The sequence below is a fragment of the Chitinophagales bacterium genome, from assembly GCA_017303415.1.
In the GTDB taxonomy this organism is placed as follows: Bacteria; Bacteroidota; Bacteroidia; order Chitinophagales; family Chitinophagaceae; genus SpSt-398.
Window position 1 is genome coordinate 1720586 of sequence record JAFLBJ010000001.1, and the last position, 13781, is coordinate 1734366.

The window sequence follows — 13781 nt, forward strand, 5'->3', positions numbered from 1 at the left end:
GTTTCTCGCAGCGCCCGCAAAGAAGCGCTGCGGACGCTGCGAGAAACTAAAAATTAGTGCGAATCGCGCGTAACTGCACTTCCGCTACTTCCTTGTAAAAAGTCCAGGTCCGCCCCTTTATCCGCTCCCATTACGTGCTTTACATACATACTCACATAGCCTCTTGTCGCAGCAGGTGCAGGCGGTGTCCAGGCTGCCCGTCGTTTTGCTAATTCTTCCTCGGACACCAGCAGCTGCAGTTTACGGTTAGGGACATCCAGTTCGATCAGGTCACCGTTTTGCACCAGGGCCAGTGTACCACCGATAGCGCTTTCAGGTGATACATGCAATACGGCTGTGCCGTAGGCCGTACCACTCATGCGTCCATCGCTGATACGCACCATATCACGAACGCCTTTTTCCAATAGTTTTTTTGGCAGCGCCATATTACCCACCTCAGGCATTCCGGGATAACCTACCGGGCCTACGTATTTTAATACCATCACACAGGTTTCATCAATATCCAGGTTGGGGTCATCAATGCGTTGGTGGTAGTCTTCAATACTTTCAAACACCACGGCACGGCCTGTATGTTTCATCAGCGCTGGGGTAGCGGCGCTTGGTTTGATTACCGCCCCATTTTCTGCCAGGTTACCTTTTACCACTACACAGCCGGCTTCGGCGATCAGTGGTTTATCATACGAGGCGATCACGGCAGGATTATAACATGTCGTTTCTCCTTTGATATTTTCGTGATGATTTTTACCGGTTACGGTGATCACATTTTTATGTAGTTTTTCCCGGAGTTCATGTAGAATCACCGGCAGCCCGCCTGCATAATAGAAATCTTCCATTAAATAAGTGCCAGATGGCATCAGGTTAAGCAGCAGAGGTATTTTGCTGCCGATCCGGTCAAAATCATCCAGCGAAAGATCCACACCGATACGTCCCGCAATAGCCGTTAAATGGATCAGGAAATTGGAAGATCCACCCACGGCGGCATTGGTGATGATGGCGTTTTCAAAAGCCTCACGCGTCAAAATTTTATCGATCGTCAGGTTTTCTTTCACCATCTCCACTATTCGACGGCCGCTCAATTGGGCCATCACTTTCTTTCTGGAGTCAGCAGCCGGAATAGCGGAGGCCCCACTCAGGGTTAGCCCCAGGCTTTCGACCATCACGGCCATGGTACTTGCTGTTCCCATTGTCATACAATGACCAATGCTACGGCTCATGCAGCTTTCCGCATATTCCACTTCCTCCTGGTTCATTTTTCCCGTCTTCATGTCTTCATCAAATTTCCAGACATGTGTGCCGCTACCAATCGTCTGTCCTTTGTACCGGCCATTGAGCATCGGACCACCCGGAACTACGATCGTAGGCAATCCCACACTTGCTGCCCCCATGACGGTGGAGGGAGTGGTTTTATCACAACCCGTCAGAAGCACCACGCCGTCAATCGGGTTACCCCGTATGGATTCCTCGGCATCCATGCTCGCCAGGTTGCGAAACAGCATGGCGGTTGGTTTGAGTAAGGTTTCCCCCAGGCTCATGATCGGAAATTCTACAGGAAAGCCTCCGGCTTCCAGCACTCCTCGTTTTACCGATTCTGCATGGTCGCGAAAATGTGCATTACAGGGAGTTAATTCACTAAATGTATTGCAGATGCCGATCACAGGTCGGCCATCAAAATGATCGGTGGGCATGCCCTGGTTCTTCATCCAGCTCCGATAGATGATCCCATCTTTGTCTTTGCGGCCAAACCAGTCATGGCTTCTTAGTCTTTTGCTCATCGTGTTAAGCGGGTTGTAAAATTAATTGTCATTCGAAATTCCCGTTGATATCATTCTTTGTCAATTCACCATCAACCAATCTAAAGATAGACAATGAATTCTTGTTTTTAAGTTCAACCGGCAGAAGAGAATCAGGCATTCCCTGATAACATACTGGCCGGGTAAATCGATAAATGGCAGCCGTTCCAACCGAGGTGGTTTTGCTGTCCGTTGTGGAAGGAAATGGCCCGCCATGAAGAAATACGCGGTCAGGAATGTGCCGTTTTTTGAATAAAACATCAGCGGTTTGCTACCGGGCTAAACCAGTGAAATGGTTTTCCCGGTATGCATCGCTTCATAAACAGCATTGATCAGTTTTACATCGCGTTTTCCCATTTCACCACCGGTCCGTATTTTCTCTCCTTTTTTAATGGCCTCCGTCATTGCATCCATTTGCCGGGCTTGCTGGTTTACCCGGGGGAAATTCATGGCACCGTCAGGCGTTTTGCCTTGAATGCCGCCATAGTTATAAGCCGGGGAAAGTTCAAAGGTTCCTTTGGCAGCTTCTGCCCGCAGAAAATTATAACTTTCGCTGTAGCTGCATTTTCCTTTGGCAATAAGTCCGTTGGGCATATCAAATTCCCAGGTAAGGGATTCCTCTACCTCTTTGAATTTTTCCATATCCTTTTTGGGGCCCTCGGTGGCTCTCACAGCTACGGGTTCCATGCCTGTCGTATAGCATATTCCCTGTATGCAGTAAATGCCAATGTCCTGAAGCGGTCCACCACCCGACATGGCTTTTTTCAATCGCCATTGTTTAGGGTCACCAATGGTAAAGGCAAATCCTGCGTTTAATTTTTCAATATTGCCATAAACTTTTTGCGTGCCGAGTCTGACCATTTCCTGATTAAAGGGTTCGTAATGCAGGCGGTAACCAATACCCAGTTGTACATTGGCGTCCTTACAGGCCTTGATCATTTTATCACATTCCTCCACGGTCAGCGCCATCGGCTTTTCACAGATCACATGTTTGCCTGCTTTGGCGGCACGGATGGTGAATTCGGCGTGCATGGAATTCGGAAGCACTACGTACACAATATCAATATCCTTGTTGTCGCGGATCGTGTCAAAGTTTTCGTAGTTATAAATATTGGCATCGGGAATTTTGTATTTCTCCTTCCAACCTGGGATTTTAGAAGGGGTGCCTGTCACGATCCCGGCCAGGTAACAATGTTCTGTTTCCAGCAGGGCAGGGGCCAGTTGATTTCCGGCATATCCTCCGAGTCCAACCAGGGCGATGCCCAGTTTGTCTTTTTTGTCTTTCATGGTAGGGGTAAAGAGGTTTGAGTGGGCAAAGGGCAGTACCAATCCGGTCAGGCCAGCCTGGTATACAAAATCCCTGCGTGAAATGGGTTTTCTCGTTGGCATAAAATGGTTTTTTTGTGTGGGTGGGCGCAGACTTCCGGCCAGGTGATTAGGTCTGGCAAGATCGTTTTTTGAGGAGAAGCGGCAGAGAGTTAAATATACGGAAATTATTTTTTGGATGAAGATTTGGCTAATTTCATAAAACGACGACCATCAGGTTATGAAAAAGATCCCTGTCAGACAGATTGCTCCGGCAAACCAGGATATCCATACACAGGCCCGGTTTAATATCCGTAAGGTTGGGGACATCACACGCGGGGGCGACCTGTACCATGGGTTACACCGGCATGACTTCAACTTTATTTTGCTGATAGAAGAAGGACAAGGAACCCATGAAATTGATTTTGTCAGCTATAAGGTGCAGGATCGTTCACTATTTATGCTTCGGCCTGGCCAGGTTCACCAGCTTGAACTGAAAGCCGGCGCCAAAGGCTACCTGCTTGAAAGTCACCCCAGGTTTTACCAGGCGGCTGGCAAGGAAGCTTTACATCGGGTGAGAAAAGCCTGGAGCAAGGGTCATTGCAGACTCACCAGTCAAAGCTTTGACCGGCTGCACGAACTGCTTGGAAATATTTATGAAGAGTATATTGGCAAAGAAGAAGGCTTTCTGGATGCCATAAAAGCAAACCTCGATCTTTTCTTTATTGAATTCATCCGCCAAAGCCCGGATCCAAAAGGTAGTCCGCAGCATAAAAATTCCTATTCGCTGGAAAGATTGGAGGAGTTTCAGGATCTGTTGGAAAAGCATATCGCCGAGAACAAACAGGTTTCTTTTTATATCCAACGGATGAACCTTTCTGCCTATCAATTGAACGAGGTGACCAGAACCACAATTGGGAAGACCGCCTCCGAGATGATCAACGAGCAGATCCTTCTCGAAGGCCGTCGCTATTTGCTTGGCACCACCCATCAGATAAAAGTAGTGGCCGATCTGTTGGGGTACGAGGATGTTTCCTATTTTATTCGCTTCTTTAAAAAGCATACCGGTCTGACACCTGAAGCCTACCGGGCCAAATTCGGCTGAGTAGGCTATTGTTCAAATTACTTCACATTACCTTTCCTGAATCCTTTTATAATCAGGTATAACCCAAGCGAGAATTCAAATGTAGCAACCAGCAGAGCCGATCCAAACGACCAGATCGAAACCCTGTCGATAACGCCAAACATCACACAGAGGTAACCGGCTATTAACGGGAAGGCCCCGATCATACCCAGCATAGCAAGCCCACGCGGTACCAGTTTTGATTTATACAACAGGTAACCCAACAAAAGGTCATCGATGGCCGGGAGAAATCCTTGTCCTAAAGTGAAGATGCGATTGTAAAGAGCCACCATGGTTTGTGCTGCCGCCTGACCTTCTGCTCCTATTCCACTTTTCCGTAGCGTGATCGCTCCCAGGAGGAAGGCGACCCCCAGAAATATGGTGGCGGCTTCCAATACCCGGGCAGCAACCAGTCCCAGCGCGGCCGTTTGATTTTGTTTTTTTAATACCGGAAATAATACAACTGCCGTGGCAATCCCGGTCAATGCCACAATGATTTCAAGAAGCCCTCCTGTAATAATCGGGGCATCCAGGCCTTGTGACAGGATAAAACCGGGCGACTGTATGTCTTGATAGAGACTAAATGTAGGGATCGATACAAAAGTGAGTACATAAAATATACCTGCCCAAAGGGATATTTTACGGTGGTTGTTGGTTGTCATTTCCATGTTATTATTTTTTGAAGGGCAAAAGTAAAATGACAATGAAGCGGGGGATAGGACAAAAATCAAATTGAATCGGACAAGGCTGGGATTTCGACAGGATCTTTTTCGTTTTTAGAATTATCCTATTCAATTCAATTCTTGTCCTGTTATCAGGCCTGCCTGCGCCACTACTTTTGCTTTTTGATCATTCTAAAAACTAAATTGAAATGAAAGCGAAAATGAAACTACTGGCCGCGCTTAAGATATGGCTGGCCATTTATCCCTCGATCACTTTGTTCCTTTATTTCTTTGGCCCGCATCTGGCTGACCTGCCTTTATACCAGCGTACCTTGATACTGACCGCAACACTGGTGCCCTGGCTGGTATTTATTGGAGTGCCGCGGTTGACAAAGTGATGAAAATGCTAAACCCCACTAAGAAGTAATGGAAAAGAAAAAGGGCATGAAGGACAACCGGTATGATGTTATCATTGTTGGGGGAAGCTATGCGGGGCTTGCCGCTGCCATGGCACTGGGCAGGGCTCTGCAAAATGTTTTGGTGATAGATGAGGGAAAGCCTTGTAATGCGCCAACACCTTATTCCCATAATTTCCTTACAAACGATGGCCGGTCACCTGCAGAAATTGCAGCAGTGGCAAAAGAAGAGGTGATGAATTATCCAGGTGTGCAGTTTTTAATCGGTAAGGCGATCGGAGCAAAGAAGGAGCCAGATGGATTTGGGATTGAAGTATTATCCGGAGAGAAATTCCATGCGGAGAAATTGGTCTTTGCCACGGGGATCAGGGATATTTTACCGGATATAGAAGGACTGGAGGTATGTTGGGGTAAATCCGTTCTTCACTGCCCTTTTTGTCATGGATACGAAGTGCGAGGTCGGAAAACCGGGGTTTTGCTGAATAATGGGAAGACCTTTGAATTTGTAAAAATGATCGCTAACTGGACAAAGGATCTGACTTTGTTTACCAATGGCAAGACCAATTTATCGACTGACCAGCGAGACATTCTGCTGCGTAAGGGGATAAAGGTGATTGAAAAAAGAATAAAAGAGGTGAAACAGGAATCCGGGCAGATACATGAAATTTCATTTTCGGATGGCACCTGCCATTCCCTTGAGGTCCTTTATGCACCCAGTCCGTTTGAGCAACACAGTGCCTTGCCCGCCGAACTTGGGTGTGCTATGACGGCGGATGGATATATACAAATTGACGAGCAATATGAAACTACAGTAAAGGGCATATATGCCATTGGTGACAATGCCTCCCGTATGCGCACCGTAGCCAATGCCGTAGCCATGGGAACCATGGCCGGCATGGGCTTGGTGAAGAAGTTGGTGGAGGAGGGGTTTGGAGTGGGCGAAATGGGGTGATTTTGTGACAAAAAATGGAGAAAATTGCCCTAATTCTGTTACTAATAACAATTGTATAGGGTCCTTTTTATTGCCATTTAATTGATTATATATTAGGTCTCGCTATAATTATTTCTTGATAATGAGCTTATTATAAATGCATGAAATTTTATTAAAAAATCATGCAATTTTTGTATTTTTGATGAAATGAAACAATTGGAAGTTTTTAAAAAACAGCTTAACCAAGGCGAGGTGTATCGGCGCGCTGACCTTGAGGATCTAACCACTGCGATAGATCGTCACCTTCAGCAATTAGTAAAGGAAGGAACACTGGAAAAATTGTCCGGGGGGCTTTACTATGTTCCGAAACAAAGCCTATTTGGAAAACTGCCAGCGGATGAAATGACTTTGGTGCGTACGTTCCTCAAAACTGATCGATTTTTGGTAACATCACCCAGTGACTATAATACTTTAGGCGTTGGCACCACCCAACTTTACAATGAGAGGAGGGTATATAATCAAAAGCGACACGGTACGTATAAGCTTGGAAACCGCCAATTCCGGTTCATCCGCAGACCTTTTGTTCCAAATGAACTGACCAAAGAGTTCCTTCTGGTTGACCTCGTGAATAATCTCCACAAACTTGAAGAAGATCAACCAGCCCTTTTGGAGAACGTGAAAAGAAAGGTAAAAGAGATGAACCGGAATATTCTTGTACAACTGGTGCAAGATTTTGGCACTATAGGAACGAAAAAAATATTTGCCCCTTTATTAAAGGACTGGTATGGCCGCTGATTATTTGCATCATCACCCGGAATTCGGCAATCTATTGAATATACTTTGGGAGGAAACCGGCATCGAACGAGGTTTGATCGAAAAGGATTATTGGATTATGCATTGCCTTTTCGGGCTGAAAAAACAGGGATATTTGTTTCAATTAAAAGGTGGCACGTCCCTTTCCAAAGGTTTTGGCCTGATTGATCGGTTTTCAGAAGATATTGACTTGCATATCAACCCGCCGGAGAATCTAGGCATCAATGAGAACCCGAAAAGCCAGAATGCGGCGAATATAAAAAAGAAGAAAGATTACTACGATCAACTAGCTGGGGAAATACAAATCGACGGAATAACTGCGGTTAGTAGAGATCAGGATTTTGACGACAAAAACCGCTACAACAGCGGCGGTATCCGACTAATTTACCCACGTCAGGCTGACACCATTGAAGGATTGAAGGATGGAATCCTGTTGGAAGCAGGGTATGATAATGTTGCTCCCAATACGCCAGTTGTAATCAGTTCTTGGGCTTATGAACGGGCCAGAAACACGGACGGTATCGACATTATTGATAACCGCGCTATTGATATTTTGTGTTATGACTACCGCTATACCTTTGTTGAAAAGCTTCAAACGATTGCCACGAAATTTCGCAAGGAAATGGAAACAGGACAAGTTGCAACCAACTATATGAGGCAGTATTATGATGTTTATTCGTTGTTGGGAAATGATGCAGTACTCCAATTCATTGGAACAGATGCCTATAATGCCCACAAGGAAAAGAGATTCCCTAAAGATGACCTGGTAATACCTGTATTTGAGAATGAAGCATTTTTGTTGAATGACCCGGTTGTACGTGAAAGATTGCGAAAGCGTTATGAAGGAACGAAAGCGTTATATTATAAAGGGCAACCACCGTTTGACATTGTAATGAATAGGATTCGAGAATTTGTTGATAAGATGTAATTAATGTTGTTCGCCCAGGATTTTGCGGGTGGTCCTGGCGCCCCACAACCTGGCGGTACGCGTATACGCAGGCGATTTGCTGATTTCTACAATTTCCACACCCGGTGGCAAAACAGTTCATCTGCTTAACCTGCCTTATTATTTGGTGTCGCAGATGGAAGGGTATTTGGCGTGGATGGAGGGATTAACTTAGTTATCCATCAGGTTCATTCCATCAATAAATCGCATAATTCGATAAAAGCCATTTGGCCATTGCCAGGGATTATTATTTACTGAAATGTTCCTTTGCGCATCATATAAGTTTACAAAATTTTCAGGTCCCTGGGATTCTGCATTGATCCAATGTGATGTGTCTACGCCCGTTTCATAATTAAAACCAAAGCGGGTGCCCGGTTCCTGGCGGGTCATGAAGTCAAAGGCTTCTGCAGCATTATCCGTTATGATATCAAATTCCCCGGTTTGACTTAAGTTAAGCTGGTAAAAGGCCTGTCCTGCAAGATCCTCAGGCATCCATCCTTCTTCCATGCCTAAATATTCAGCGACATCAGGTGCGGATTCATCCATTACATGTGCCGCTGTACAGAAAAAGCAATTATTGTCCAATCCATTAGGATTGATATCATTTGGCCACACCGTTTGTGCATCGGGATCAAATCCCCCTTGACCGGGCAATACATCGGGGTTAATTTGACTGGCCACCGTCTCAGATGCATTGATTACGCCTGATTCTGCTGATCCTTCAATGGCTGCGCTACCCACTTCGCCTGCTTCTGCGGCTGACACACCCGCATCTGCAGCAATTCCTCCAATTTCAGCAGCATCGGCTGCTGCTGCAGCTGGGGCTGCAGCTCCAAAACTAACCACCGTTATAATGGCTGTAAACAAAACGGTAATTCCTGTAAGTAGCCAATTCCACCAGGGGGTATGGCCCGTTTTATCGGTCATCATCACGGGGTTCCCGTCCGCATAACTATAATGGTTGAAAATTTGAATACTGTCTCGATTGATAAAGCGCATGATATGGGGCAGATAATACCTGGCGCGCAAATAATACAAACCGGATTCTATGTCCTGATATTCATGTGTATATTTAAAAGGGTTGGCATGAATGGTATAAGACCCCGAATTATTTTCCTGGGACAAAGACCGGTCACTTCCATAAGCGCTATAATCATAAGTCGAGATAGCTTCGTCATTTTGGTCTATTGTTAATAGAATATCCTTTTTGTCGTGAATGATATATTGCGGCGTAGTCCCATTTGAATCTTTGATGATCCGGATATAACGGAGAGATCCGAGTAATACATAACTGGCAGCTATGTCACCCTGTATTTCGTTAATGACATTTGGCGCCTTGTCATGGTCATAATAAAAGACTACTTCCGCTGAATCCGCCACTTTTTTTGATCTTCTTAAGCCATTGGGATAATAGGTATAGACCGATTTAACCTGCTTGACATCGGTATAGCTTATTAATTGATTCAGGTTATTATAGGCATAGGCATTTCCATATCCGTCCGCGATCATATTTCCATTGGTATCGTAAATCGGCTTAAGGGTATTCGCCCCTTCTTTAATGCTCAATAACTTATTGTCGGTATCATACGAATAGCGTATTAGGTCAGTCCCCTTTGAAGTGGATGTCGACTTCGTCAGCACATTGCCAGCTGCATCATAGGTGAAGGTTACGGAGTTAATCATTTCTCCATTCAGTTGGGTGGTGGACTCTGAAACCAGTTTTCCGGTTGACGTGTACGAGTAGTTTGAAATATGATTGACATCAAGGCTGTCATATACTTCCGATGAATACGAAATGGAGCTTATTGTTTTATTATTCTCATTGTATTCATAGCCTACCTTTAGCAGTATATTATTTTTAGTGTTCGTTACTATTATTTCCTTCATCATGCTGTACCCGTTGTAACTCAGGGAAAGCAGCATGCCATTGGAATATTGGATTGTTTGAAGCCGGCCGCTATTGCTTGCGTCGGAAGATATGTCAAAATAAGTCAATACAACGCCGAAATCAAGGCTGGTAATGCCACTCAGGCGCCCAAAACTATCGTAGCTATATTTTATTTTATTCCCAGCCGCGTCAATTATGTGGTCGAGACAGTTTTTCTCGTTGTCATACTTCCATTGGATGGTTTTGCCATCCGGGTAGCTAATCTTAGTTACCTTTCCATCTGGTTCATATTCAAAGGCGATGGTCTCATTGTTGGCGTTAGTGATCGATTTTACAAAATCGCAATTGTCATAATAGGCATAGTTAATTGTTTGTGTACTACCATCGATTTCCTGATACCATTTTTGTTTTAATTTTCTGTTGGGGTAATAACTAAAATTTATTTTTTTACTGTCAAAACCAATTTTTGCGGTATTGTTTCCCTCTCCATCATATTCGTAGTGCTGAATGAGCCCCAGCGGGTTCTCTTCTTTATGCAATAGGCCAACCGTATTGTTGTGAAGTACAGAGCTGCTGGCATTGCTTTTTTCCCCTGTTGCTATTTCACAGACATTGACTTTCTCCACGATTTTGTTAAATATATCGCGTACATAGGTTTCAGTTTGTTTTACATTGTCCCAGCCAGTCACTACTTTTCCTGTCATGGCTTTGGACGCGTCAAATGTATATTCTTCAGTGGTCCAATCCAGGGAATTGTCTTTATCACCCGTATTAAAGTATACCTTCTTATTATAACTATTATAACCCGTGGAAGAGCTTGCTGAATCATTACTTTCCGCTGAATATAATTGGGAGCGTATTTTCTTTTTATAATTGTTGTATTGTTCTTCTTTTGTTTTGATATTATTGAAAAAAGTTGTTTTTATTTTGGCCACGGAGTCATAGGTATAGTAGGTAATGTTTCCTAAGGCATCTGTCTTCGAAGCCACCATGCCCCTTCCGTTATAAGCAAAGCTGATTTTTGTGCTCTCACCTAAAATCCCGCAAACCCATGACAGCCTGCCGACGTTGTCATATCCTTTGGTTTGTACTATTCTTTCTTTTCCACCGGCTCCGAGGTTGTCGCTATGTTGAATTTCATTTCCAAAGCCATTATAATAGATATAGGTTTTGTATCCCAACCCTTGTTCTTTTGTAATTTTATTGGCAACATCATCATAACTCCAGGTGACCATATTGCCTAAGGGATCTTTTTTGCTTAGACGTCGGCCAATTAAATCGTACGTGTATTCAGACACATCTCCCAGGCTTGTTTCCTGTCTGGTCATTTTGCCCGAGATGGTATCAAAATGCCTTGTTAGGGTATTGTTTTTGCTATCTGTTTTTGTAACAATGAGGCGCTGGGTACCGGGATCGTATTGAAAGGAGTTAGTATAGCTTGTTTCGACCGGTTGTATCTTATTGTTGACCGTTTTATCCCAGCTTAGTGTTTTTGTAGCTATACGACCATTTTGATCATATTGAAAAGTGGTCTTTTTTTCGGGAATAAACGTTGAATTACCATTTGAATTGGTTATCCTTCCCACCTGGTTACTGAGGACATGTTTTCCTTCAGCGTCAAGGGTGTTTGTATTTTGAAGAATGACGGGTGTGGATGAAATAATGCCCTGTGGTTTATAGTCCAGCTCCTGTTTGATTAATAAGATCCCATATCCACCATCATCATATGTTGATTTTACCGACGATACAAGGGTTAAATTGCCTGTGGCAAGATCTGTATCCCACTGGCTATGGTCTGTCACCTGCCCATAGTCATTATAAGTGAATTGCGCCTGGTGCCGGCTTGTTTGTCCTGTTTCATTGTATAATTCAGTGGTCACCTTATTTTTTGCCTGATAATTCGGGGGTAGATCATTGAAAGGAGGGAAATAACGGTCGCCGTCTTCTCCTGTATAGTTGTATTTGGTTTGGCTGATATGACTATTGTCTGCTTTTGACTGAATATCCTCCTGCAGTTTTAAATGCAAATAGTTGTAGGAATTCTTTGTTATGGTCACTCCATTATCGATTACGGAAGTGTATATATATTGACTATTAAAGGAATCCATCAACGCATCGCCTTTGCTTTTTGTTTTATAGGTAGGAAAACCCAGGTAGTTAAAGCCAGCGCCGCCAGAGGTGAAGTCGTATGATGTTATTCGTTTTTCCTTCTGGTAGATGGCCGTTTCCGTCTGGATGACATCCTTTGGTAGCATATTCCCTTCAGAGGAGAGGTAATGGATAGTCACATAATTGAACTCTTTGATCAGTTGAGTGGGGTAGGTGATTTTTGAGATCAAATCCTGACGTACTATTCCTCCATTGTATTCCAGGGTGGTCACTTCTCCCAGTGGATTGGTGTATTGAATAAGCTGGGTATTATTGCTGTTCAGGGAATAAGTGAATACAACATCATTTCCTGCACCTGTTGGGTAATTTACCTGAATATTGTTCCCGGAGTAGGTGAGTGTAATGGTTTGCCCAAAACTATCTATGATTTTTACCAGTTTGGTATTGTATATATTTTGATCGGGTGTATCATAATAAAAAAGTAAATGGTTGCCATCTTTATCATCTACGGCGATTAGGCGGCCCATCGCATCAAAATACTGGTTTTTCCCATTGTGGTATTTTAACTGAAAGGCATAGTTCTCGCTTGTGTCATAGGGAAGTTTTGGGTATTCAAACATTCCATAAGAGATCAGCTGAATGTCTTTCAGTTTATAGTATTGTAACCCTGATTTTGTTTCCGGGCTCAAAAAATACTTAGCTCCGCCATTCAGATTTAGCTGGTTGTCGACAATATAGCTGAGTTTGTAAAACCATCCTGGTGGCAGGCCTAGTACAGAATTCGAGGAGCGTGCGTCACGTTGTGCATATTGTATCGAAAGATCGACATCCATACCCAGTATGCCGGGTAGTTTGGGTGGTTTAATTTTTAAGGATAATTCACCCGTACGCGGGTTTACTGACCCATTCAGGTAGTTTGTCGCAACGGAATAGGGGGATTGATTGTCTGATGTTTGGGTTTTGGATGGTAGGATAACGGGACCGTCATGTTTAGACACTCGGCTCATTTCAATGAATTTTAAAGGATAGCAAAGCAATTTAAGGAGATGGTTGTCCAATCTCCTTAAATTGAATTGTTGAATCTGGTTTAATTAATGTTGGAGTTATACTTTAATTACGAGGGTAGGTTTCGGTACCATACCACCAAATTGGATGGGTCGGATAATGAATTATCAAATGACACCTGCGACCAAAAAGTTTGGGCGTCTGTCAGTCCATTTGCAGGGTCATTGAGAAAACTGGTCAGTTGCGTGTACATGCCATTGTAATCTCCGTCAGTTGAGAAATGTTTGAATGTCCAGGTATCCCCAAGAGTGGTAATATCGGGAATGGATTTTGCGTCGGTGGCATAAATCATTAGTACCCGGGCATTTCCGGAGTTTCGGTTAGACATTGCAACCTTTAGTGAACTCATTTCACTGGGAGTAAGAGCATTGATATCATTCAATGCCGTGTTGTACAAAGTGTCATCTGAAAAAGTAGCATTTTCTTCTTTGAAAACCCATGTCATAGTTTTAAGTTTTATGGTTATTAAAATAGAGAAGTGGGGATAGGGAGGGATATTGAATATATGGATTATATTCAATACTGGAATATTATTTTTCTTTTTTGTTTAAGCAGGTTGGCTGTTTTGTTTTTTAAGATTAATTGTCTTAGCAATTTTTTTTCTTTGCTAATTCAATGCTGATACTCGGTTTTATGAAATTGCGATTGTCTAAAAACCGAATGATTTTTTTGTGGGAAGAATAAAAAGGGAGGGGCAGAAAAGTGAATGATTAAAACTGTATTCTTTTTCAAT

General features: G+C 43.6%; 10 protein-coding genes. 5 read left to right on the forward strand and 5 right to left on the reverse strand.

All coding sequences use genetic code 11. The annotated features are described in order from the left end of the window. Positions 1-53: 53 nt before the first annotated feature. Together J0M30_07520 and J0M30_07525 are read right to left on the reverse strand one after the other, a co-directional pair. Positions 54-1772: a dihydroxy-acid dehydratase gene (locus tag J0M30_07520; GenBank protein MBN8667337.1), complete on the reverse strand. Its 1719-nt coding sequence runs from the start codon at positions 1770-1772 to the stop codon at positions 54-56. A 297-nt stretch (positions 1773-2069) separates the two neighbouring features. After that, complete coding sequence (locus J0M30_07525; GenBank protein MBN8667338.1) at positions 2070-3179, reverse strand: Gfo/Idh/MocA family oxidoreductase; 1110 nt, start codon at positions 3177-3179, stop codon at positions 2070-2072. Between the two features lie 157 nt (positions 3180-3336). Here J0M30_07525 and J0M30_07530 point away from each other — a divergent pair, with 157 nt between their 5' ends. After that, on the forward strand, positions 3337-4200 hold the full coding sequence (locus J0M30_07530) for a helix-turn-helix domain-containing protein (protein ID MBN8667339.1): 864 nt from the start codon (positions 3337-3339) through the stop codon (positions 4198-4200). Positions 4201-4217: 17 nt separating this feature from the next. Here J0M30_07530 and J0M30_07535 read toward each other — a convergent pair whose 3' ends face one another. After that, positions 4218-4886: a DUF4386 domain-containing protein gene (locus J0M30_07535; GenBank protein MBN8667340.1), complete on the reverse strand. Its 669-nt coding sequence runs from the start codon at positions 4884-4886 to the stop codon at positions 4218-4220. Positions 4887-5089: 203 nt separating this feature from the next. On the opposite strand from J0M30_07535, the gene J0M30_07540 reads away from it, so the two are divergent. From J0M30_07540 to J0M30_07555, 4 genes are all read left to right on the forward strand, one after another. Next, a complete protein-coding gene (locus tag J0M30_07540) occupies positions 5090-5278 on the forward strand; it encodes a hypothetical protein (GenBank protein ID MBN8667341.1) in 189 nt (62 codons plus the stop codon). A gap of 46 nt (positions 5279-5324) precedes the next feature. Beyond that, entirely contained in the window at positions 5325-6248 is a 924-nt protein-coding gene (locus J0M30_07545) for an NAD(P)/FAD-dependent oxidoreductase (protein ID MBN8667342.1), read from the forward strand. A 186-nt stretch (positions 6249-6434) separates the two neighbouring features. Continuing rightward, positions 6435-7022: a hypothetical protein gene (locus J0M30_07550; GenBank protein MBN8667343.1), complete on the forward strand. Its 588-nt coding sequence runs from the start codon at positions 6435-6437 to the stop codon at positions 7020-7022. Continuing rightward, entirely contained in the window at positions 7012-7968 is a 957-nt protein-coding gene (locus tag J0M30_07555) for a nucleotidyl transferase AbiEii/AbiGii toxin family protein (GenBank protein ID MBN8667344.1), read from the forward strand. Before J0M30_07550 ends, J0M30_07555 begins: the two co-directional genes overlap by 11 nt. 189 nt (positions 7969-8157) lie before the next feature. Here J0M30_07555 and J0M30_07560 read toward each other — a convergent pair whose 3' ends face one another. Both J0M30_07560 and J0M30_07565 read right to left on the reverse strand, forming a co-directional pair. Further along, positions 8158-12990 (reverse strand): RHS repeat-associated core domain-containing protein, encoded by a 4833-nt coding sequence (locus tag J0M30_07560; protein ID MBN8667345.1) that lies wholly within the window; start codon positions 12988-12990, stop codon positions 8158-8160. A gap of 107 nt (positions 12991-13097) precedes the next feature. Beyond that, positions 13098-13493 (reverse strand): hypothetical protein, encoded by a 396-nt coding sequence (locus tag J0M30_07565; protein ID MBN8667346.1) that lies wholly within the window; start codon positions 13491-13493, stop codon positions 13098-13100. Between the last annotated feature and the right edge of the window lie 288 nt (positions 13494-13781).

Coding starts and splice junctions, on each gene's coding strand:
- J0M30_07535 (MBN8667340.1), bottom strand. CDS start 4,886: ATGGAAATGACAACCAACAACCACCGTAAAATATCCCTTTGGGCAGGT.
- J0M30_07540 (MBN8667341.1), top strand. CDS start 5,090: ATGAAAGCGAAAATGAAACTACTGGCCGCGCTTAAGATATGGCTGGCC.
- J0M30_07560 (MBN8667345.1), bottom strand. CDS start 12,990: ATGAGCCGAGTGTCTAAACATGACGGTCCCGTTATCCTACCATCCAAA.
- J0M30_07555 (MBN8667344.1), top strand. CDS start 7,012: ATGGCCGCTGATTATTTGCATCATCACCCGGAATTCGGCAATCTATTG.
- J0M30_07525 (MBN8667338.1), bottom strand. CDS start 3,179: ATGCCAACGAGAAAACCCATTTCACGCAGGGATTTTGTATACCAGGCT.
- J0M30_07545 (MBN8667342.1), top strand. CDS start 5,325: ATGAAGGACAACCGGTATGATGTTATCATTGTTGGGGGAAGCTATGCG.
- J0M30_07550 (MBN8667343.1), top strand. CDS start 6,435: ATGAAACAATTGGAAGTTTTTAAAAAACAGCTTAACCAAGGCGAGGTG.
- J0M30_07565 (MBN8667346.1), bottom strand. CDS start 13,493: ATGACATGGGTTTTCAAAGAAGAAAATGCTACTTTTTCAGATGACACT.
- J0M30_07530 (MBN8667339.1), top strand. CDS start 3,337: ATGAAAAAGATCCCTGTCAGACAGATTGCTCCGGCAAACCAGGATATC.
- J0M30_07520 (MBN8667337.1), bottom strand. CDS start 1,772: ATGAGCAAAAGACTAAGAAGCCATGACTGGTTTGGCCGCAAAGACAAA.